The sequence below is a fragment of the Microbacterium lacusdiani genome (assembly GCF_054779895.1).
The window spans coordinates 12,426-31,965 of the sequence record NZ_BAAGXJ010000029.1 but is presented as its reverse complement, the minus strand read 5'-3'; the positions used below and the strand labels follow the sequence as shown (position 1 = coordinate 31,965).

17 protein-coding genes are annotated in these 19,540 nt (G+C 73.1%); 10 read left to right on the top strand and 7 right to left on the bottom strand.

Going from position 1 to position 19,540, the window contains the following annotated elements; all coding sequences use genetic code 11:
• Window positions 1-316: 316 nt before the first annotated feature.
• On the bottom strand, window positions 317-1,462 hold the full coding sequence (locus ACYVGN_RS12470; RefSeq protein ID WP_460791139.1) for a benzoate/H(+) symporter BenE family transporter: 1,146 nt from the start codon (window positions 1,460-1,462) through the stop codon (window positions 317-319).
• Window positions 1,463-1,654: 192 nt separating this feature from the next.
• On the opposite strand from ACYVGN_RS12470, the gene ACYVGN_RS12465 reads away from it, so the two are divergent.
• From ACYVGN_RS12465 to ACYVGN_RS12455, 3 genes are all read left to right on the top strand, one after another.
• Window positions 1,655-2,515 (top strand): spermidine synthase, encoded by an 861-nt coding sequence (locus ACYVGN_RS12465; RefSeq protein ID WP_460791138.1) that lies wholly within the window; start codon window positions 1,655-1,657, stop codon window positions 2,513-2,515.
• 116 nt (window positions 2,516-2,631) lie between these two features.
• Window positions 2,632-3,156, top strand: a complete 525-nt coding sequence (locus tag ACYVGN_RS12460; protein ID WP_055992081.1) for a hypothetical protein — start codon at window positions 2,632-2,634, stop codon at window positions 3,154-3,156.
• 61 nt (window positions 3,157-3,217) lie between these two features.
• A complete protein-coding gene (locus ACYVGN_RS12455; RefSeq protein WP_460791136.1) occupies window positions 3,218-3,706 on the top strand; it encodes a SprT-like domain-containing protein in 489 nt (162 codons plus the stop codon).
• A 57-nt stretch (window positions 3,707-3,763) separates the two neighbouring features.
• On the opposite strand, the gene ACYVGN_RS12450 is transcribed toward ACYVGN_RS12455, so the two are convergent.
• Window positions 3,764-5,131: an MFS transporter gene (locus ACYVGN_RS12450; RefSeq protein WP_460791135.1), complete on the bottom strand. Its 1,368-nt coding sequence runs from the start codon at window positions 5,129-5,131 to the stop codon at window positions 3,764-3,766.
• A 162-nt stretch (window positions 5,132-5,293) separates the two neighbouring features.
• Between ACYVGN_RS12450 and ACYVGN_RS12445 the strand changes: the two genes are divergently transcribed.
• A complete protein-coding gene (locus tag ACYVGN_RS12445) occupies window positions 5,294-6,661 on the top strand; it encodes an LLM class flavin-dependent oxidoreductase (RefSeq protein WP_460791132.1) in 1,368 nt (455 codons plus the stop codon).
• The gene (locus ACYVGN_RS12440) at window positions 6,658-7,839 is read left to right on the top strand and encodes an acyl-CoA dehydrogenase family protein (RefSeq protein ID WP_460791131.1); all 1,182 of its coding nucleotides are present in this window, start codon (window positions 6,658-6,660) and stop codon (window positions 7,837-7,839) included. The genes ACYVGN_RS12445 and ACYVGN_RS12440 overlap by 4 nt, the downstream gene beginning before the upstream one ends.
• A 196-nt stretch (window positions 7,840-8,035) precedes the next feature.
• Here ACYVGN_RS12440 and ACYVGN_RS12435 read toward each other — a convergent pair whose 3' ends face one another.
• Together ACYVGN_RS12435 and ACYVGN_RS12430 are read right to left on the bottom strand one after the other, a co-directional pair.
• Window positions 8,036-8,728: a response regulator gene (locus ACYVGN_RS12435; protein ID WP_460791129.1), complete on the bottom strand. Its 693-nt coding sequence runs from the start codon at window positions 8,726-8,728 to the stop codon at window positions 8,036-8,038.
• Window positions 8,725-10,458, bottom strand: coding sequence for a sensor histidine kinase (locus ACYVGN_RS12430; protein WP_460791127.1), 1,734 nt, complete (start codon window positions 10,456-10,458; stop codon window positions 8,725-8,727). The genes ACYVGN_RS12435 and ACYVGN_RS12430 overlap by 4 nt, the downstream gene beginning before the upstream one ends.
• A gap of 180 nt (window positions 10,459-10,638) precedes the next feature.
• Here ACYVGN_RS12430 and ACYVGN_RS12425 point away from each other — a divergent pair, with 180 nt between their 5' ends.
• Window positions 10,639-12,048, top strand: a complete 1,410-nt coding sequence (locus ACYVGN_RS12425) for a cation:dicarboxylate symporter family transporter (protein WP_460791125.1) — start codon at window positions 10,639-10,641, stop codon at window positions 12,046-12,048.
• Window positions 12,049-12,232: 184 nt separating this feature from the next.
• Here the strand turns inward: ACYVGN_RS12425 and ACYVGN_RS12420 are convergent, their stop codons facing one another.
• Entirely contained in the window at window positions 12,233-12,874 is a 642-nt protein-coding gene (locus ACYVGN_RS12420; RefSeq protein ID WP_235563022.1) for a 2-phosphosulfolactate phosphatase, read from the bottom strand.
• Between the two features lie 165 nt (window positions 12,875-13,039).
• On the opposite strand from ACYVGN_RS12420, the gene ACYVGN_RS12415 reads away from it, so the two are divergent.
• Together ACYVGN_RS12415 and ACYVGN_RS12410 are read left to right on the top strand one after the other, a co-directional pair.
• Window positions 13,040-13,558 (top strand): hypothetical protein, encoded by a 519-nt coding sequence (locus ACYVGN_RS12415; protein WP_055992063.1) that lies wholly within the window; start codon window positions 13,040-13,042, stop codon window positions 13,556-13,558.
• The gene (locus ACYVGN_RS12410; protein WP_460791123.1) at window positions 13,551-14,048 is read left to right on the top strand and encodes a GNAT family N-acetyltransferase; all 498 of its coding nucleotides are present in this window, start codon (window positions 13,551-13,553) and stop codon (window positions 14,046-14,048) included. Before ACYVGN_RS12415 ends, ACYVGN_RS12410 begins: the two co-directional genes overlap by 8 nt.
• Before the next feature lie 169 nt (window positions 14,049-14,217).
• Here the strand turns inward: ACYVGN_RS12410 and ACYVGN_RS12405 are convergent, their stop codons facing one another.
• A complete protein-coding gene (locus tag ACYVGN_RS12405; RefSeq protein ID WP_460791121.1) occupies window positions 14,218-15,678 on the bottom strand; it encodes an ABC transporter permease in 1,461 nt (486 codons plus the stop codon).
• The gene (locus tag ACYVGN_RS12400) at window positions 15,675-16,466 is read right to left on the bottom strand and encodes an ABC transporter ATP-binding protein (RefSeq protein ID WP_460791119.1); all 792 of its coding nucleotides are present in this window, start codon (window positions 16,464-16,466) and stop codon (window positions 15,675-15,677) included. The genes ACYVGN_RS12405 and ACYVGN_RS12400 overlap by 4 nt, the downstream gene beginning before the upstream one ends.
• A 300-nt stretch (window positions 16,467-16,766) precedes the next feature.
• On the opposite strand from ACYVGN_RS12400, the gene ACYVGN_RS12395 reads away from it, so the two are divergent.
• Together ACYVGN_RS12395 and katG are read left to right on the top strand one after the other, a co-directional pair.
• Window positions 16,767-17,213, top strand: coding sequence for a Fur family transcriptional regulator (locus tag ACYVGN_RS12395; protein ID WP_134746149.1), 447 nt, complete (start codon window positions 16,767-16,769; stop codon window positions 17,211-17,213).
• A gap of 36 nt (window positions 17,214-17,249) precedes the next feature.
• Complete coding sequence (katG, locus tag ACYVGN_RS12390; RefSeq protein WP_460791118.1) at window positions 17,250-19,502, top strand: catalase/peroxidase HPI; 2,253 nt, start codon at window positions 17,250-17,252, stop codon at window positions 19,500-19,502.
• Window positions 19,503-19,540: the final 38 nt, after the last annotated feature.

The window sequence follows — 19,540 nt, the reverse complement described above, 5'->3', positions numbered from 1 at the left end:
CACACGCCGCTATCTGCGGGGATCATGAGCACCAGCCGACCACCATATGAAGGCATGGGGGAATCCAAGGAGCGCAAATACCCACTATAGGACGCCCGACACGCGTTGTCCAGCGGATCCTTGACGAAGGTTCCACCCTCCGGTATAAACCCGCGCGATCCGGGGTCGTACCCGGTCATCGAGCGGACGCGGCGCTCGCGAGACTGCAACGCGCGGCTGAGACTGCAACGCCCACGCCAGACCGCAGTGGCCCGCTGCTGTCTCGGCGGAGCGATGCGGTCTCGCGATCGAGGCGGCCGCGTGGATCGACCTCGGGTCAGCGACGGCGGAGGATGGCGTGGGCCAGGAGGCCCGCGGCGAGCGCCCAGAAGGCCGCGCCGATGCCGAGGATCGAGATGCCGCTCGCCGCGACGACGAACGTGATCGCGGGGGCGATGCGGCCGCCGTCCTCGGCCATGGCGGCCCGCAGGGACGAGGCGAGGGTCGGGACCAGGGCGACGCCGGCGACCGCCGCGAGCACGACCGGCGCGACGCCGACCAGCGTGGTGATCGCGGTAGCCAGCGCGGCCAGGACCAGATAGAGGACCGCGGCGACGCGCACCGCGCGCCAGCGCTCCGCCCTGTCCGGATGCGCGTCGGGCGATGCGGCGAGCGCCGCGGTGATCGCGGCGAGGTTGATGGCGTGACCGCCGAAGGGCGCCCCGAGGACGGTGCCGACGCCCGTGACCGCCATGCTCTCGCGCCACGGGGCGCGGTATCCGTACGAGCCGAGCACGGCCGCGCCCGGGACGTTCTGCGACGCCATGGTCACGATGTACAGCGGCAGCGCCAGGCCGAGCACGGCCGACCAGGTGAAGGCGGGCGCGACCGGCTCGAGCACCGGGAGGAGGGGCCCATCCGCACCCCCGCGCGCGACCGCCTCGATGCCCAGGATCACCAGGCCGACCGCGAAGGCCGCGGGCGCGGCCCAGGTGGCGGCGAGCCGCATCAGGACGAGCCAGACCAGGATGACCGGCGCGACGGCGAGGGGATCCTCGACGACGCCGCGCACCGGCGTGAGGCACAGGCCGACGAGAACTCCCGCGAGCATGGCCTGGGCGATCGGGGCCGGGATGGCGGCGACGAGCCGCGACAGCCCCGGCCACAGGGCCGTGAGCACGATGAGCACGCCCGCGACGAGGAAGGCGCCCACCGCGGCGGGCCATCCGCCCTCGGGCACCGCGGCCGTGGCGAGGAGCGCCGCGCCGGGCGTCGACCAGGCGAGGACGACGGGCATGCGGGTGCGCTGCGCGAGCCACAGCATGCCGAGCGCCTGGGTGAGACACAGCGCGACGAGCCCCGAGGCGGCCTGCGCCCGGGTCGCGCCGACCGCCTCGAGGCCCGTCAGCACGACGGCCGACGAGCTGGCGAAGCCGACGAGCGCGGTGGTCACGCCCGCCAGCGCGATCCGTCCCCGTTCCATCCCGCCAGGTTATGGGCTTCGGTCGGCCGGGACGCTTCAGCACGTTTCGACTCCGCTTCTGCGTTTCGACTCCGCTTCTGCGTTTCGATTCCGCTTCTGCGTTTCGACTCCGCTTCTGCGTTTCGACTCCGCTTCGCTCCGCTCAACGACCGCCGCTCAACCACCACGGGGCAGCGCCGTACCCTGAGACGCATGGGGCGGCAGCGGCGGGACGAGGCGGAGACGCCGGCGGCGCGGCTGTCGGACGGGCGGATCACGCGGATCGTCCCGAGCCCGTACGTCGCGGGATACGAGGTCGACGTCGACGGCACGCCGCAGTCGCACGTGGACCCGTCCGACCCGCGGCACCTGCACTTCGAGTACGTGGCGCGGATGGGCGCCGTGATCGACCAGCTGCCCGACGGCCCGCTCACGGCGGTGCACCTGGGCGCCGGCGGGCTGACGATCCCGCGGTACATCGAGGCGACGCGGCCGGGCTCGCGGCAGCAGGTGATCGAGATCGAGCAGGCGCTCGTCGACCTGGTGCGCGAGAACCTGCCCCTGCCCCGAGGCGCGAGCATCCGGATCCGGATCGGCGACGCGCGCGACGGGCTGTCGCGCCTGCCCGCGGCGATGGCCGGATCCGTCGACCTCCTGGTCTCGGACGTGTACTCGGGCGCGCAGACCCCCGCGCACCTGACCACCGTGGAGTTCTACCGCGCGGCCGCGCGCCTGCTCGCGCCGGGCGGCGTCCTGCTGGTGAACGTCGCGGACGGGTCGGGGCTGGCGTTCGCGCGCCGCCAGGTGGCGACCATCCGCGAGGTGCTGCCCGAGGTCGTCGTGCTCGCCGAGGTGCAGGTGCTCAAGGGCCGGCGGTTCGGCAATCTGGTCATCGCGGCGTCGGCCGCTCCCCTGCCGACCGACTGGCTGCCGCGGCTCATGGCGGCCGGCCCGCACCCCGCGAAGGTGGCGCAGGGCGCCGAGGTGGACGCGTTCGTCCAGGGCGCGCGCCCGGCGGTCGACGGCGACGCGACCGACTCGCCGAAGCCGAGCCAGGTGCTCTTCGAGCGCTGACCGATCCGGATGTCCTGGGCGTGCCCTGCTGCGGCTCGCGGCTGTCTCGGGGACACTGGACAGGCGGATCGCGAGGGATCGGGAGAGATCGCGAGTGCGGGAAGGGAGCCAGGCGAGTGAACTACATCCACGGGTACGACACCGAGTCGCTGCGTGAGATCGTCGACCCCGTCGAGTGCGCCCGCCGCCTGGACGAGATCGGCCACCTCCGCAGCCTTCCGGCGATGCTCGAGCAGGTGTGGCTGCTGAAGGTGCTGGGGCGCCTGGACGAGTCGCTGCCCCTCTCCGAGCAGGCCGTGCGCCTGGCGCGCATGTCGGGCACGCGCAAGGACCTGCTGCGCGCGCGCATCCTGCACGCCAGCGTCAACCACTGGCTCGGCAAGCACGCCGCGGCCGAGGCCGAGCTGTCGACCTGCATCGACGAGGCGCTCGGCCAGAGCTGGAACAGCATCGCCGCGTTCGCGCTCTCGCACCGCGGCAAGAACCGCTACGACGCGGGCGACATCCACGGCGCACGCGCCGACTTCAAGCAGACGCTGTTCCTGCGCCAGGAGTCCGGCGCCAGCGATGAGGAGCTCGAGCCCGTCATGCAGTGCATCGAGGCGGCCGACCGGCGCCGCCACCAGAGCGCCATCGCCTGACGCGCGACTCGACGCCGCGCCGCTGCGCCGGATGTCGGAGGCCCCGGATAGCGTTTCGGATGTGTCGGATCTGGAGCGCGTGCGGGTCTGGGCCAACGCCCTGATCGCCCATCACCTCGATCCGGCGTGGACGTTCGGCTTCGACAACGCCAAGCGCCGCGCCGGACTGTGCGACTACGCGCGCAAGCGCATCTCGGTGTCGCGCTATCTGGCCGCGCGCTACGACGATGACACCAACCACCAGACCCTGCTGCACGAGGTCGCGCACGCGCTCGCCGGTCCTGCCGCGGGCCACGGCCCCGAGTGGAAGCGCGTCGCGCGCGAGCTGGGCTACGTGGGCGGCACGACGCATCACGGCGAGACCGCGAACGAGCTCGCCCCCTGGGTGGGGGTCTGCCCAGCCGGCCACACTGCGTACCGGCATCGCCGCCCGACGCGCGCCATGTCGTGCGTGCTGTGCGCGCCGCGGTTCGACCCGCGGCACCAGTTCCGCTGGATGCGCCGCGAGATCACCGCGGCGACGCGGCTGGCCGCCGCGACCCCGCGGTGACGCCTCCGGGCCGCCGGGCGGAGCGAGCGCCAGCGAGCTCCGCTCGACGACCGGGGCTCACGCGGGAGCGAGCTCCTCGGCCACGGCCGACGGGCGCGCGCCGCGCGCGGTGCGCGCCGAGCGGTCCACCGCCTTCGCGGCCGCCAGGATGCTCAGCACCGCGTAGAACGCGATGAACGCCGACAGGATCCAGGTGTCACCCCCGGCCCACTGCACGAACACCACGGCGAGCAGCGGGGTCAGGCCGTTCGAGAAGATGCTGCCCACCTGGTAGCCGAGCGAGACGCCCGAGTAGCGCAGGTCGGTCGGGAACTGCTCGGCGAACCATGCCGCCTGCGGCCCGTAGATCGCGTCGTGGAGCACGTTCATCCCGAGCACGAACACGGCCCAGACCCAGATCGGCGATCCGGACTCCAGGATCCCGAAGAAGGGCCACACCAGGATGCCGATGCCGGCCGCCGCCGCGATCGCGATCGTGCGGCGCCCGTACCGGTCGCTCAGCCATCCCCACAGCGGGGTGGTGAAGACGCTCAGGGCCGCGACCGCGATCAGGATGGTCACGCCGATCTGCGCGTCGCCGCGCTGCTCCTTCAGGTAGTTCAGCGAGTACACGGTCAGGATCGAGAACCACGCGGGCTGCACGAGGCGCAGGCCGATCGTCACGAGCACTCCGCGCGGCGCCTCGCGCAGCACGGCCACGACCGGCAGCCGGCGGACCTCGCCGGCCTCACGCAGGCGCCGGAACTCGGGGGCGTCCTCGACGCCCAGGCGGATCACGAGGCCGATGACCACGAGGACCGCGCTGGCGAGGAACGGGACGCGCCAGCCCCACGCGGCGAACGCCTCGGGGCCGAAGGCCGCCTGCGCGACGGCGAGCGCGCCGGTCGCGAGCAGGAGTCCCGCCGCCGATCCCACCTGCGTGAAGGAGCCGAAGAACCCGCGGCGCCGGTGGGACGCGTGCTCGGTCGACAGGAGCGCGGATCCGCCCCACTCGGCGCCCACGGACAGGCCCTGCGCCAGACGCAGCACGACCAGGCCGATGACCGCTCCGATGCCCCACACCTCGTAGCCCGGAAGGAGGCCGATCAGGAACGTCGCCACGCCCATGAGGAGCAGCGAGTACACGAGCAGACGCTTGCGGCCGATCCGGTCGCCGAGGTGACCCGCGATGATGCCGCCCAGCGGCCGGGCGGCGAATCCGACACCGTAGGTGGCGAATGCGGCGATCAGGCCGACCGTGGGGTCGGTGGACGGGAAGAACGTCGCGCCGAACACCAGCGCGGAGGCCTGCGCGTAGATGTAGAAGTCGTACCACTCGATCGTCGTGCCGACGAAGCTCGCGGCCAGCACGCGACGGGTCGCCGCGGGGCTCGGCGACGTGTCGGCCGGCGCGCTCGGGGTGTCGGTTCGGACTGCGCTGCTCATGGCGTCTCCTTTCCGGGGGGTCTTCCCGAGCGTGCTGGCGCTCCCGGCCGGGCGGCAAGGTCGCCCGCAACACGACGTCGCGCGACGTAACGCGGCGTCACGGAGAACCCTCTCCGGTCCGTGCGCGGGGTCAGGATGGAGGGACGCCACCGGAGGAGAGTCATGCCCGTTCGCCCACCGCTTCGCCTCGCCGCTTTCGTGATGGACACGGTCTCGCACATCCAGCACGGGCTGTGGCGTCACCCCGAGGCGCGCCAGCACGAGTTCGACGACGTCCGGATGTGGATCGATCTCGCCAAGACGCTCGAGCGCGGGCGGTTCGACACCCTGTTCTTCGCCGACGTGGTCGGCCTGTACGGCCCGGCCGACGGCGACTACACGGTCAACGCGCGCGAGGGCCTGCAGGTGCCCAATGCCGATCCGTCGATCCTGGCCGCGGCGCTGGCGACCCACACGGAGCACCTCGGGCTGGCGTTCACGAGCTCGGTGCTGCAGGCGCATCCGTTCGAGTTCGCGCGGCGCGTGTCGACGCTGGACCACCTGTCGGGCGGCCGGATCGGATGGAACATCGTCACGAGCGCGCTCGACGGCGCCGCGCGCAACTTCGGCCACGACCGCCTCGAGGAGCACGACGAGCGCTACGCGTGGGCGCAGGAGTACGTCGACGTCGTCACGAAGCTGTGGGAGGGCTCGTGGGATGACGACGCGTTCCTGGCCGACAAGGCGGCGGGCGTCGTGTCGGACGCGGCGGGCATCCACCGCATCGACCACGTCGGCAAGCGCTACCGGGTCGCAGGCCCCCACCTGTCGAAGCCGTCGCCGCAGCGCACGCCCGTGCTGTTCCAGGCCGGGTCGTCGCCCGCGGGCCGGGCGTTCGCCGCGCACAACGCCGAGGCGCAGTTCATCCTGACCTCCACGCGCGAGAAGACCGCCGAGCTGATCGCGTCCACGCGCGCCGAGGTCGCGGCGGCCGGACGCCGGCCGGAGGACCTGCTGTTCTTCCTCGGGCTCACGTTCGTGATCGGGTCGACCGAGGAGGAGGCGCGGCGCCGCTCCGCCGAGATCGACGAGCTGCTGTCCCCCGATGGGTTCCTGCTCCACTCGAACCTCGGCTACGACCCCGAGACCGGCGCCGCTCTGGATCCGAACACGCCGCTGTCCCAGGTCAAGACGCACATGGGGCAGTCGCACCTGCAGTGGCTGCGCGAGGCCGCCCCGGATCGCGAGCCGACCATCCGGGATCTCGCGGGCCTGTCGGCCAAGTTGCGGGCGCGCGTCGTCGGGACGCCCGAGCAGATCGCGGACGAGCTCGAGCGGTGGCAGGACATCGGCGTCGACGGCATCAACGTCATGAACTGGTGGCTGCCCGGCAGCTACGAGGAGTTCGTCGATCATGTCGTTCCGACCCTGCAGGAGCGCGGCCTGGTGCAGCGCGAGTACGCGGAGGGCACGCTGCGGCGCAAGCTCTTCGGGCACGATCAGCTGCCGGACCGGCATCCGGCGCGCCGGTGGCGCGGGGCGTTCTCGTGAGCCTCGTCGACCGGTTCGGCCCGCTGATCGACCAGGTCCGTGCGGGTGCGGTCGAGCGGGAGCTCGCGGATGCCGCTCCCCACGACGTCGTGCGGTCGCTGGCGGACGCGGGGATCGGGGCGGTCCGGCTGCCCGAGGCGGGCGGCGCGTCGATCGCCGACACGATCGAGCTGGTGATCGCGCTCTCGGCCGCGGACTCCAACGTGGGGCACCTGCTGCGCAGTCACTTCGGCTTCGTGGAGCTCGTGCTGCGGCGCGCCCCGGGCCGGGACCGGGACGAGTGGATCCGCCGGATCGCCGACGGCGCGCTCGTCGGCAACGCCACGAGCGAGCTCACGGGCACGACCCTGGCCGACATCAGCACGACCGTGACCGAGGATGAGGACGGCTGGCGACTGGACGGCCGCAAGTTCTACTCGACCGGCACGGCGTACTCCGACTGGGTGTACCTCGCCGCCGCGCGCGACGGGCGGCGGGTCACGTTCGCGGTCCCGACCGACGCCACCGGCGTCCGCGTGCTCGACGACTGGGACGGCTTCGGCCAGCGCCAGACGGCGAGCGGGACGACCGTGTTCGACGGCGTGCGCGTCGACGAAGCCGACTTCGCGGTGTACGGCGAGGGGCCGCTGACGCACATCCAGGCGTTCTACCAGCTGTACCTCGTGGCCGTGCTGGCGGGCATCGCGGAAGAGGTCGTGCGGGACGCCGCCGCGTTCGTGCGCCCGCGGACGCGCAGCTACGTGCACGCGAACACCGCCCGCCCGGCCGACGATCCGCAGGTGCTCGAGGTGGTCGGCCGGCTCTCGACCCAGGCGTTCGCCGTGCGGGCCGCGACGCTGGAGGCGGCCCGGGCGCTGGATGCCGCCGTGGCGGCGACCCCGCCCGGCGAGGCGCTGGACCGGGCGCTGCTCGAGCGCGCCGAGGTGGCGGTGTACCGCGCGCAGGTGCTCGCGACCGACGAGGTGCCCGCCGCCGCGACCCGCCTGTTCGAGATCGGCGGGGCGTCGGCGACCGAGCGCACGCGCGCGCTGGACCGGCACTGGCGCAACGCGCGCGTCGTGGCGAGCCACAACCCCGCGGTGTTCAAGGCGCGCACGATCGGCGCCTGGGAGGTGTCGGGACGGAGCCCGCTCGAGGCCTGGATCCGCTACGAGACGGTCGGACCGACGCGGTTCTGAGCCGGCGGCGGCTTCAGGGGTTTCGACTCGGTCGCTCCGCTCCCTCGCTCAACCACCACAGGGGTTGGACACCCGGCGGGCGACACAACGCAGGAGCAGACCGACGCCGGCGGGCCGCCACCCGCGGAAACACGCGGATGGCGCGCCCGGGATGCGTGGGAGGTCCTGCGTTGTGTCGGCGAAGCAACCGCCGGGGCTATGACCGGGGCCGGGAGTACTCGAGCTCGGGGCGGCCGCGGGAGCCGTGGCGCGGGGCGCGGGTGGCCACGCCGCGGTCGGCGAGGTGCTCGAGGTAGCGGCGGGCCGTGACCCGGGAGAGGCCGAGCGCCTCGGCGACCTCGCTGGCCGAGCGGGCCTGCTCGCTCGCGGCGAGCAGCTCCGAGACCGCGTCGAGCGTCTCCTCCGACAGTCCCTTGGGCAGTCCCGGGGCGTTCGACGTGCGCAGCGCCGCGAACGCGCCGTCGACCTCGCGCTGACTCAGCGTCGACACGGGCGCGGTCATCCGGTCGGAGAACGCGCGGTACGCCGCGAGCTTCTGGGCGAACACCTCGAACACGAACGGCTTGATCAGGTACTGCACGACGCCGACCGCGACCGCCTGCCGCACCGCGTCGAGTTCGCGCACGGCGGTGACCGCGATCACGTCGACCACCAGGCCGGATGCCCGCAGCTCGCGACACAGCGCGAGCCCGTGCCCGTCGGGCAGGTTCAGGTCCAGCAGCAGCAGGTGGATGCGCTCGCCGCGGGCCACCGCGTCGCGCAGCTCGCGGCGGGCGGCGCTCGCGGTGTGGGCGATGCCCGCCAGCTCGAATCCGTCGATCCGGCCGACGTACTCGCCGTGCGCGGCGGCGGTGCGCGGGTCGTCCTCGACCACCAGGACCCGGATCATCGCGCGACCCCCGTGGGCTGCGCGACGGGGCCCGTGGCGGGCGCCCCAGGCGCCGGCAGAATCGCCGTGAACACGGCGCCGCCGCCGGGCGCCGATGTGACCTCGATCGTGCCGCCGAGCCCCTCGACCACCTGCCGCACGAGCGTCAGCCCGTAGCCGTGGGCCTGCGACTCGGCGTCCTTGGTCGAGTACCCGCGCCGGAAGATCCGCTCGCGCTCCTCCTCGGGCACCCCGTCGCCGCTGTCGGTCACCTGGAACACGAGCGACCCGTCGTCCGTGCTCGCGAGGTACACCTCGACCCACGCATCCGTGTCCCCCGTGCGGGCGGCGCGGCGCGCGGCCGCGTCGATCGCGTTGTCGATCAGGTTGCCCAGGATGGTCACGACGTCGGCCGGCTGCAGGCCCTGCGTGCCGGGCGCGAGGTGGGTCTCGAAGTGCATCTCGACCGCGCGCTCGTGGGCCTGCGCGGCCTTGCCGAGCATGAGCGCCGCGATCACCGGCTCGTCGACGGCGTGCAGGACCCGGTCGGCCAGCCGCTGGCCGAGGTCGCGCTCCGACGCGGCGAACTTCAGCGCCTCGTCGGCGCGGCCGAGCTCGATGAGCGACGCGATCGTGTGCAGGCGGTTGTCGAACTCGTGCGCCTGCGCGCGCAGCGCATCCGAGATGGTCCGCACGCTCGACAGCTCGCCCGTCACGCGCCGCAGCTCGGTGCGATCGCGCAGGGTCAGGATCTCGGCGGTCCGGCCCGCGAGCTCGGTCTCGTCGCGCGCGACCAGCAGGTCGCGTCCCGCGAGGCGCACCACCTCGTCGCGGTCCGTGCCCGCGAGCAGATCGCGGACCTCATCCGGAAGCTCGAGATCGTCGACGGCGAAGGGCGGCGTGCTCTCGAGGCCGAGCATGCGGGTCGCCTGGTCGTTCGCGAGCACCACGCGCGCGGGCTCACCCGGCCTCCGCTCGATCAGCAGCAGCCCCTCCTCGAGCGAGTGCAGCACGGCCTCGTGCGCCGCGAACAGCCGGGCGAGCTCGTCGGCGTCGCGGCCGTCGGTCACGCGGTCGAGCCGCCGGAACAGGCCCCACGCGGCGAGCGCGCCGAGCCCGACGACCACGATCGTGAACAGCCCCACGAGCTGCAGCCGCACCAGGATCGCCTCGGTCACGTTCTGCAGGGTCACGCCCGCCGACACGAGGCCGACGATGTCGCCGCCCGAGCGCACCGGCGTGACCGCGCGCACGGAGGGACCGAGCGTGCCCTCGTAGACCTCGGTGAACGTCTCGCCCGCCAGAGCGGGCTCGATGGTGCCGAGGAACCGCCCGCCGATCCGTTCCGGGTTCGCGTGCGTGTAGCGCGTGCGGTCGGTGTCCATGATCGTGACGTAGTCGACGTCGGTCGCGCGCAGGATGCCCTCGACGTACGGCTGCAGCACGGACGACGCCGCGGCGACCGAGCCGTCGCGGTCGCTCGCCGCGCGCTCGTGCGCCGCGGCGACCGCCTCGATCACGGTGGGGTCGATCGCGAGCGTCGTGGCGAGATCCGCGCTCGTCTCGGCGGCGCGCTCGTGGGCCGACGTGTGCGCGTCGTACGCCAGCCCGGCGAACACGACGGCCGCGCCCGCGAGCAGGATGAGCGCGAACTGGATCAGGAAGCGGCGCGCGATGCTGCGGCGGCGCTCCCGGATGGGCCGCGCCGCCTCCGCCGTCCCCGCGCCGCGGGGCATGCCGCGTCGGGACATGCTCCCCATTGTGACCGCCCGCGGCTCCGCCCGCCGCGCCGTCCGCGCGACCGGCCGCGAACACTATGCACGCAAATATCCACGGCGGCGGCCGTCCCGAGAGGATCGGGGCGCACGCCGACGGCGCTGTGCATCCGCCTCATCCGGGCGGAGCGGGCGCCCCGACCCGAGGAGACCCCCATGGCAATGACGCCAACGGCCGCGAAGAGCACACGCGGCATCGACAAGCAGCACTGGCTCTACATCGCGGTGATCGTCGCCGTCGTGGCCGGGATCGCGGTGGGCCTGATCTGGCCCGAGTTCGGCGCCTCGCTGGCCTGGATCGGCAAGGGCTTCGTCGCGCTCATCAAGATGATGATCGCGCCGGTGATCTTCTGCACGATCGTGCTCGGCATCGGCTCGATCGCCAAGGCCGCCACGGTCGGCAAGGTCGGCGGGCTCGCGCTGTCCTATTTCCTGGTGATGTCGACCTTCGCCCTGCTGATCGGCCTGGTGGTCGGCAACATCCTGCACCCGGGCGAGGGCCTGCAGCTCGGCAACACGGGATACGAGGTCGAGGGCGAGGGGCAGTCGACGACCGACTTCATCCTGGGCATCATCCCGACCACGCTGGTGTCGCCGCTCGTGGGCGAGTCGGTGTTGCAGGTGCTGTTCGTGTCGCTGCTGGTCGGCTTCGCGCTGCAGCAGCTGGGCTCGCGCGGCGAGCCGGTGCTCGACGCCATCCGGTCGTTCCAGACCGTGGTCTTCCGCGTGCTGACGATGGTGCTGTGGGTGGCCCCGATCGGCGCGTTCGGAGCGATCGCCGGCGTCGTCGGCGCGACCGGATGGGGCGCGGTCGTCTCGCTCGCGACCCTGATGGTCGGCTTCTACGTGACGTGCATCCTGTTCATCGGCGTCGTGCTGGCGGCGGTGCTGTGGTTCGCGGCGCGGATCAACATCTTCTCGCTCATGAAGTATCTGGGCCGCGAGTACCTGCTGATCGTGAGCACCTCGTCGAGCGAGTCGGCGCTGCCGCGCCTGATCGCCAAGATGGAGCACGTCGGCGTCTCGAAGCCCGTGGCCGGCATCACGGTGCCGACCGGCTACTCGTTCAACCTCGACGGCACGGCGATCTACCTGACCATGGCGTCGCTGTTCATCGCGACCGCGATGGGCACGCCGCTCACGGTGCCCGAGCAGATCGGCCTGCTGGTCTTCATGATCATCGCGTCGAAGGGCGCCGCGGGCGTGACCGGCGCGGGCCTGGCGACGCTGGCCGGCGGCCTGCAGACCTACCGCCCCGACCTGGTCGACGGCGTCGGCATGATCACGGGCATCGACCGCTTCATGTCGGAGGCCCGCGCGCTGACGAACTTCACCGGCAATGCCGTGGCGGCCGTGGTGATCGGCGCGTGGACCAAGGAGTTCGACCGCGACCGCGCCCTGGAGGTGCTGCGCGGCGAGCTGCCGTTCGACGAGCGCACCATGGTCGGCGACGGCCACGGCGAGGTGCCCGAGGGCCGGATCGAGGACTCGCTGCTGGAGCTCCCGGAGGACGGCCAGGGCCCGTCGCCCATCTCGGCGCCCATCCCCACGGGCGCGCGGCGCTGATCCGACGCGAGGGGGACGATGGCGGCGGTCCGGGGGGACCGCCGCCATCGGCATGTATGAGGAGGTCGGCTGTCGTGCGAGCGGAAGCGAGTCGAAGCGGCGCCGCGGCTCCCGACCGGTCGGGAAGCTCGGCCGCGTTTCGACTCCTCGCTGGCGCTCGTCGCTCAACGAGCACGGCGGGGCCTCAGAGCGCCCGATACACCCCGTCGCGCAGGACCGGGACCGCGTCGAGGTCGTCGACCTTCGCGGCGGCGCGGACCTGCTCGTGGCGCGGGTCGCCCTCGAGCTCGCGGCCCGAGCCGCTCGCCGTGAGCAGGTGCTTGACGGCGCGGCGCAGCGCGGCGAACGACTCCGCGGCGGCCACGGCCTCGGGCGACGAATGGTCGATCCCGAGCGGGGTGAGCGCGTCGATCACGGCGCCCGCGCCGAGGTGGTCCTCGACCGCGAAGCGCAGGTCGCCCTCGGGCGTGCGCTCGCCGGCGGCGATGACCGCGATGCTGGTGCGGGCGCTGCGGCGCTCCTGCTCGGCCTTGATCGCGCGCGCGACGGCCGAGGCGTTGCGCAGCGCGGCCGCCAGGACGAGCGGGCGCTCGCCGTCCTCGCGCGGCGGCAGCTCGGCCAGCTCCCGCGAGATCGCGCCGCCGTTGGGGCACCGCGACTCGGCGACGACGACCTCGCCGCCCTCGGCGACGGTCGCGGCCGCGTTGGAGGCGAACCGGATGACGTCCACGACGACGTACACGTCGGCGGGCGCGAGGCGACGGAGCCCCTCGAGGCCCCAGTCGAGGCGGACCTGGTAGCTGGACTGATCGAACGGCGAGCTCACGGATCCCAGCGTAGGGCGCATCCGAAGCCGGCCGATCCCGTGTGTCGCGGGGCGTCATCCGCACCCGTGTCTCACTTCGGCGCGGAATCGGGGCCGGATTCCGCGTTGGAGTGAGACACGGATTCGGGGATGACGCGACGCGGGGGCGGATGCCAGAGTGGCGGCATGCGGATCCTGCAGAAGCTGGTGCTCGACATCGATGCGGATGCGGCGTGGCGCGCGCTGCACTCGCCGGCCGCGCTCGCCGAGCTCTACGGCCCCCTGCTGCGGGTGGAGGCGATGGCGGCCGACGGCCTGCCGGTCCGGTGGGAGCACGGCTCGGACGCCCCGGTGCGCTACTCGACCGCGGGCCTCGGGCTCGGCGCGCACCTGATCTCGATGCGTGACCGGACGAAGACCGACGCGAACGGCCCCGTGCGGATCCTGCGCGACGCCGGCATCCCACTGACGGGCCCGCTCGCCGGCCTCGACGCGTGGGACCACCAGATGGCCGTCGCGCCGCTGCCCGGCGACCCGTCGCGCACGCTGTGGCGCGAGCGCCTCGTGATCCGCGGGGCGGTCGCGCCGCTCCTGTGGCCGGCCCTGTGGGCCGTGTGGCAGTGGCGCGGCGCGCGCCTGAAGCGCCTCGCCCCGACCTGGGCGTACGACGGGGAGCCGGTCGAGCCGGACGCCGCGGATGAGTGAGATCGCCGTCCGGCGGGCGCTGCCGGACGACGCCGAGGGCCTGGCGAGGGTGCACGTCCGCACCTGGCAGATCGCGTACGCGGGGCTCGTGCCGCAGGCGGTGCTGGACTCGCTCGACATCGCGGCCCGCACCACGCGCTGGCGCGCCATCCTGGAGGGCCTCGACCAGCAGGGGCGGACGTGGGTCGCCATCGAGGGCGACGAGGTGATCGGCTTCAGCTCGTCGGGACCGGCGCGGGGCGACGACCCGCCCTGGCCGCTCGAGCTGTGGGCCCTGTACGTGCACCCGAAGCGGCACGGCTCGGGCGCCGGTGCACTGCTGGCCGACGCGGCCCTCGGCGAGCTGCCCGCGTTCCTGTGGGCGCTCGAGGGCAACGCCCGCGCCATCCGGTTCTACAAGAAGATCGGCTTCGCGCTGGACGGCGCCCGCAAGGACGACGAGGTCGGCGGCGTCACGCTGCACGAGCTCCGGATGGTCCGCGGCATCTGAGCGGTCACGCGCCCGTCCGTGCGACACAACGCAGGACCTGGGCGGGGGTGACGGCGTGTCGGGCCGGAGAACAGGCCGAACACGCCCGGGATGCGCGAGAAGTCCTGCGTTGTGTCGGAGACAGTGACGGCCGCGCGCCGGATGCCCGACGCATCCGGCGCGCGGAGCCTCACTCGGCGTGCAGCGCCTCGACCGGGACCACGCGGGTCGCGAGGCGCGTCGGGACGCCCGCCGCCACGAGTGTGAGCGCGGCCGCCGCGACGACCACCGCCGCCACGAACAGCCACGGCACGGCGGGCATCACGATCGCGCCGCCCGGCGCGCCCACGACCAGCGACACGGAGCCGAGCACGGACTGCGCGCCCACCCAGCCGTAGAACACCCCGAGCACGAGCCCGAGCGCGACCGACGCGAGCGTGATGTGCGTGGCCTCGAGCAGCACCATCCGTCGGATCTGCGCGTTGGACAGGCCGAGAGCGCGCAGCAGGCCCAGCTCGCGGCGGCGCTGGACGACGCCGATCGTGAGCAGGTTCACCAGACCCACGGCGGCGATCACGGCCGAGACGCCGACGAGCACCATCATCACGGCGGCGAACTGGTCGAGCACCGGGATGCGGCCGAGGTCCAGGCCCTGCGAGTTGGCGGCCAGCACGGCCTGCGCGCTCTCGGCCGCCACGGCGAACATCGTCACGAGGGTCACGCCGACCGTGACGCCGATGCCCATCCGGCTGGTGCGCTCGGGGTACCGCAGCGCGTTGTCGGCCGCGAGGCGCGAGACGGCCGAGTCGCCGAACGCCCGCCCCACGAGCCGCAGCACGGGCGGCATCACCACAGTGGATCCCACCACCAGGCCCGTGAACGACAGCAGGCCTCCGAGGAACGCCGGCAGCACGCCGAGGGGCGTCACGGCCCCCAGCAAGACGCCGCCGACGAGCAGCAGCGTGCCGGCGCCGACCAGCACCGCCGCCGGGACGTTGCGCGCGGGCCGCGAGAAATCGTCGTGCGCGCGCTCGACCGATCCGCCGAGCGCCTGCAGCGGCGTGACCGTGAGCACGCGGCGCGAGCCCACCCACGCGGCGGCCCACGTCGTGAGCGTCACGATCGCGGCCGGCACAAGCAGCCACGCCTGCGCGACCTCGTATCCGGTGTCTCGGATGACCGCGGTCGCCACCGCGACGCCGCCCGCGGCGAGCGCGACGCCGACGGCGAGGCCGAGCGCCGCGCCGATCGCGCCCACGACCAGGCCCTGGCGGGCGACCTCCACGCGCTGCGAGCGCGCGGTCGCGCCGATCAACCGCATCAGGGCGATCCGCCGCGTGCGGCCCGCGACGATCGTCGAGAACGTGTTGGCCGTCACGATCGCGGCCACGTACAGCGCCAGCAGAAGCAGGATCCCGCTGAGGATCGCGATCACGATGAGCAGCGTCTCGGAATCGCCGATGTACGGGTCGGTCGCGAGCAGGGCGCCGAGGAATCCGGTCGCGCTGAGGAGCAGCACTCCGAACGCGCTCGACAGCGCCGCGACCAGGATGCTCGCCCCCATGCCCCGCTCGCGCAGGAACGCCAGGCCGGCGGCGCGCGGAGCCGTGGCCGAGGTGTCCGGGACGACGGTGGTGATCGCGGCGCTCATCGCGCCACCGCCGCGGCCGCCGTCGCGACGGGAGCCGCCTCGGCCGAGAGCATGTGGGCCGAGATCTGCTCGGCGGTCTGGCGGGGCTTGTCGGCCGCGATGCGGCCGTCCGCGAGGAACAGCACGCGGTCGGCGTGGCTCGCGGCGATCGGGTCGTGCGTGACCATCGCGATGCTCTGCCCGTGCTCGCGGCTCGCGGTCGCCAGCAGCGCGAGCACCTCGCGGCCGGTGCGGGAGTCGAGGTTGCCCGTGGGCTCGTCCGCGAACACCAGGTCGGGCGCCGTGGCGAGGGCGCGGGCGATCGCCACGCGCTGCTGCTGGCCGCCGCTCAGCTCGTGCGGCCGGTGGCCGAGGCGCGGGCCGAGGCCCAGCGACTCGATCAGCCCGTCGATCCGGGCCCGCTCCGCGGGCGAAGGCCGCCGCCCGTCGAGGTCGAACGGCAGCAGGATGTTGCCGCGCACGTCGAGCGTCGGAACGAGGTTGAACGACTGGAACACGAAGCCGACGCGGCGGCGGCGCAGCAGCGTCAGCTCGGTGTCGCGCAGGACCGTGATCTCGGTGTCGCCGATCCAGGCGCGGCCGGCGCTGGGCGCATCCAGGCCCGCCATGATGTGCATCAGGGTCGACTTGCCCGAGCCGCTGGGGCCCATGATCGCCGTGAACTGGCCCCGACGGATGCCGACGCTCACGTCGTCGAGGGCGCGCACTACGCCGTCGCCCGCGCCGTAGGTCTTGCTGAGGTTCTGAACGCGGGCCGCGAGGCCCAGCTCCGTGGTCGTGATCTCCATACCGGCGACGCTACGGAGCGGGACGGGGGCGGCGGATCGGCCGGCGGGGGCATCCGCGTACATCGCGGGGATGATCCTCGGGGCCCCCTCCGTCGACACAACGCAGGAGCGGATCGCGGCGTCCGGTGGGCCGGGCGCGGATTTCCGCGGTCAACACGCCCGGGAAGCGCGACAGGTCCTGCGTTGTGTCGGGATGGCGGGCGCGGGCGGCGACACGCCGGGACACGCCGCGCGGTTTACAACCCACGCGCCGGCAGCTAGTTTTGAACCATTCAAGATTTGAAGGGCGGTGATCCCGTGATGCATGCGCATGCCACGCCCGAGGAGGCCCTCCGCGCGGCCTCCCTGCGCGTCACGGCGCCGCGGCTCGCGACGCTCGAGGCCGTGCAGACGGCGGCGCACGCCGACACCGACACGGTCATCCGGGTCGTGCGCGAGAAGCTCCCCGCCGTGTCGCACCAGGCCGTCTACGACTCGCTGCACGCGCTCACCCGCGCCGGTCTGGTGCGCCGCATCCAGCCGCACGGCATGGTCGCGCGCTACGAGTCCCGCGTCGGCGACAACCACCACCACCTCGTGTGCCGCTCGTGCGGCCTCATCGTCGACGTCGACTGCGCGGTCGGCTCCGCGCCGTGCGCCGTGCCGGCCGACGACCACGGCTTCGCGATCGACGAGGCCGAGTTCATCTTCTGGGGGCTGTGCGCGTCATGCCAGGCCGCGCCCCCGGAGTCCGCAGATCTCCCCTGACCCCCGTTCCCATCCCATCCACCACGAAAGGCGACAATGACCGAGAGCACCGGCTCCTGCCCCTTCGGCTACGACAGCGGATCCTCCGGATCGGCTCCCGCCGGCACCGTCCAGCCCGCGGCCGTCGACAGCGAACCCGCCCTCCCGGGCACCGGCCCCAGCGCGACCGACGTCCCCGGCAAGCGCGTCCACCCGACCATGGGCTCCGCCAACGCCGAGTGGTGGCCCGAGAAGCTGAACCTCAAGATCCTCGCGAAGAACCCCGCCGTGGTGAACCCGCTCGGCGAGGACTTCGACTACGCCGAGGCGTTCAACAGCCTCGACCTGGCGGCCGTGAAGGCCGACCTCGCAACGGTCATGACCGAGTCGAAGGACTGGTGGCCCGCGGACTTCGGCCACTACGGCCCGTTCATGATCCGCATGGCCTGGCACGCGGCGGGCACCTACCGCTCGCACGACGGACGCGGCGGCGCCGGCGCCGGCCAGCAGCGCTTCGCCCCGCTGAACTCGTGGCCCGACAACGGCAACCTCGACAAGGCGCGCCGCCTGCTGTGGCCCGTCAAGAAGAAGTACGGCCAGAAGATCTCGTGGGCCGACCTGTTCATCCTGGCCGGCAACGTCGCGCTCGAGACCATGGGCTTCCCCACCTTCGGCTTCGCCGGCGGACGCCCGGACGTCTGGGAGGCCGACGACGACGTGTACTGGGGCCCCGAGAAGGTCTGGCTGGACGACGAGCGCTACACGGGCGACCGTGAGCTCGAGGCGCCGCTCGCGGCCGTGCAGATGGGCCTCATCTACGTCAACCCGGAGGGCCCCAACGGCAACCCCGACCCGCTCGCGTCGGCCCGCGACATCCGCGAGACGTTCCGCCGCATGGGCATGAACGACGAGGAGACCGTCGCGCTGATCGCCGGCGGCCACACGTTCGGCAAGACGCACGGCGCCCACCCGGACGACAAGCTCGGCCCGGACCCCGAAGCCGCCCCGCTCGAGAACCAGGGCCTCGGCTGGAAGAACGGCTACGGCACCGGCAAGGGCGACGACACGGTCACGTCGGGCCTCGAGGTGACGTGGACCTACCACCCGACGCGCTGGGACAACGAGTTCTTCCACATCCTGTTCGCGTACGAGTGGGAGCTCATGGAGTCGCCCGCCGGCGCCAAGCAGTGGAGGCCGAAGGACGGCGCGGGCGCCGACATGGTGCCGATGGCGCACTCGGACGGCAAGCGCGAGCCGCGCATGCTCACGAGCGACCTGGCCCTGCGCTTCGACCCGGAGTACGAGAAGATCTCGCGCCGCTTCAAGGACGACCAGGCCGCGTTCACCGACGCGTTCGCCCGCGCGTGGTTCAAGCTGACCCACCGCGACATGGGCCCCAAGGCGCGCTACCTCGGCCCCGAGGTGCCCGCCGAGGACCTCATCTGGCAGGACCCGCTGCCCGCGAACGGCGGCTCGACCCTGCCGGCCGACATCGCCAAGGCGAAGCAGCTCATCCTGGAGTCGGGCCTCAGCGTGCAGGAGCTCGTCTCGACCGCGTGGAAGGCGGCTGCGACGTTCCGCAGCTCCGACAAGCGCGGCGGCGCGAACGGCGGCCGCATTCGCCTCGAGCCGCAGGTGAACTGGAAGGTCAACCGCCCCGAGCAGCTGAAGCCCGTGCTGACCGTCCTCGAGGGCGTCGCGGCGGAGTCCGGCCTGTCGTTCGCCGACGTGGTCGTGCTCGCGGGCAACGTGGGAGTCGAGCAGGCCGCGCAGGCCGGCGGCGTCGAGGTCGAGGTGCCCTTCACCCCCGGCCGCGTCGACGCGACGCAGGAGCAGACCGACCCCGAGCAGTTCGCGTGGCTCGAGCCGGTGGCCGACGGCTTCCGCAACTACGACAGCGGCTTCCTGAAGCTGCCGAGCGAGTACCTGCTGCTCGACCGCGCCAACCACCTGGGCGTCTCGGCGCCGCAGATGACCGTGCTGGTCGGCGGCCTGCGCGTGCTCGGCAACAACTGGGACGGTTCGGACCTCGGCGTCTTCACCGACCGCCCGGGCGCGCTGACGAACGACTTCTTCGTCAACCTGCTCGAGCTCGGCATCGAGTGGACCCCGTCGGAGGACGCCCAGACCTTCACGTCGAACACGGGCCTGACCGGCTCGCGCGTCGACCTGGTGTTCGGCGCCAACTCGGAGCTGCGCGCGCTCGCCGAGGTCTACGCCTCGGACGACGCGAAGGAGAAGTTCGTCCAGGACTTCGTCGCCGCCTGGGTCAAGGTCATGGAGAACGACCGCTTCGACCTCAAGAAGTAACCCTCCTCACACGGAGCCGCTCCCTCATCCGAGGGGGC

Excerpts from the sequence above, each read along its gene's own strand:
- ACYVGN_RS12470 (WP_460791139.1), bottom strand. The coding sequence starts at position 1,462 with ATGGAACGGGGACGGATCGCGCTGGCGGGCGTGACCACCGCGCTCGTC.
- ACYVGN_RS12465 (WP_460791138.1), top strand. The coding sequence starts at position 1,655 with ATGGGGCGGCAGCGGCGGGACGAGGCGGAGACGCCGGCGGCGCGGCTG.
- ACYVGN_RS12450 (WP_460791135.1), bottom strand. The coding sequence starts at position 5,131 with ATGAGCAGCGCAGTCCGAACCGACACCCCGAGCGCGCCGGCCGACACG.
- ACYVGN_RS12445 (WP_460791132.1), top strand. The coding sequence starts at position 5,294 with ATGCCCGTTCGCCCACCGCTTCGCCTCGCCGCTTTCGTGATGGACACG.
- ACYVGN_RS12435 (WP_460791129.1), bottom strand. The coding sequence starts at position 8,728 with ATGATCCGGGTCCTGGTGGTCGAGGACGACCCGCGCACCGCCGCCGCG.
- ACYVGN_RS12430 (WP_460791127.1), bottom strand. The coding sequence starts at position 10,458 with ATGTCCCGACGCGGCATGCCCCGCGGCGCGGGGACGGCGGAGGCGGCG.
- ACYVGN_RS12425 (WP_460791125.1), top strand. The coding sequence starts at position 10,639 with ATGGCAATGACGCCAACGGCCGCGAAGAGCACACGCGGCATCGACAAG.
- ACYVGN_RS12415 (WP_055992063.1), top strand. The coding sequence starts at position 13,040 with ATGCGGATCCTGCAGAAGCTGGTGCTCGACATCGATGCGGATGCGGCG.
- ACYVGN_RS12410 (WP_460791123.1), top strand. The coding sequence starts at position 13,551 with ATGAGTGAGATCGCCGTCCGGCGGGCGCTGCCGGACGACGCCGAGGGC.
- ACYVGN_RS12405 (WP_460791121.1), bottom strand. The coding sequence starts at position 15,678 with ATGAGCGCCGCGATCACCACCGTCGTCCCGGACACCTCGGCCACGGCT.
- ACYVGN_RS12400 (WP_460791119.1), bottom strand. The coding sequence starts at position 16,466 with ATGGAGATCACGACCACGGAGCTGGGCCTCGCGGCCCGCGTTCAGAAC.
- ACYVGN_RS12395 (WP_134746149.1), top strand. The coding sequence starts at position 16,767 with ATGCATGCGCATGCCACGCCCGAGGAGGCCCTCCGCGCGGCCTCCCTG.
- katG (WP_460791118.1), top strand. The coding sequence starts at position 17,250 with ATGACCGAGAGCACCGGCTCCTGCCCCTTCGGCTACGACAGCGGATCC.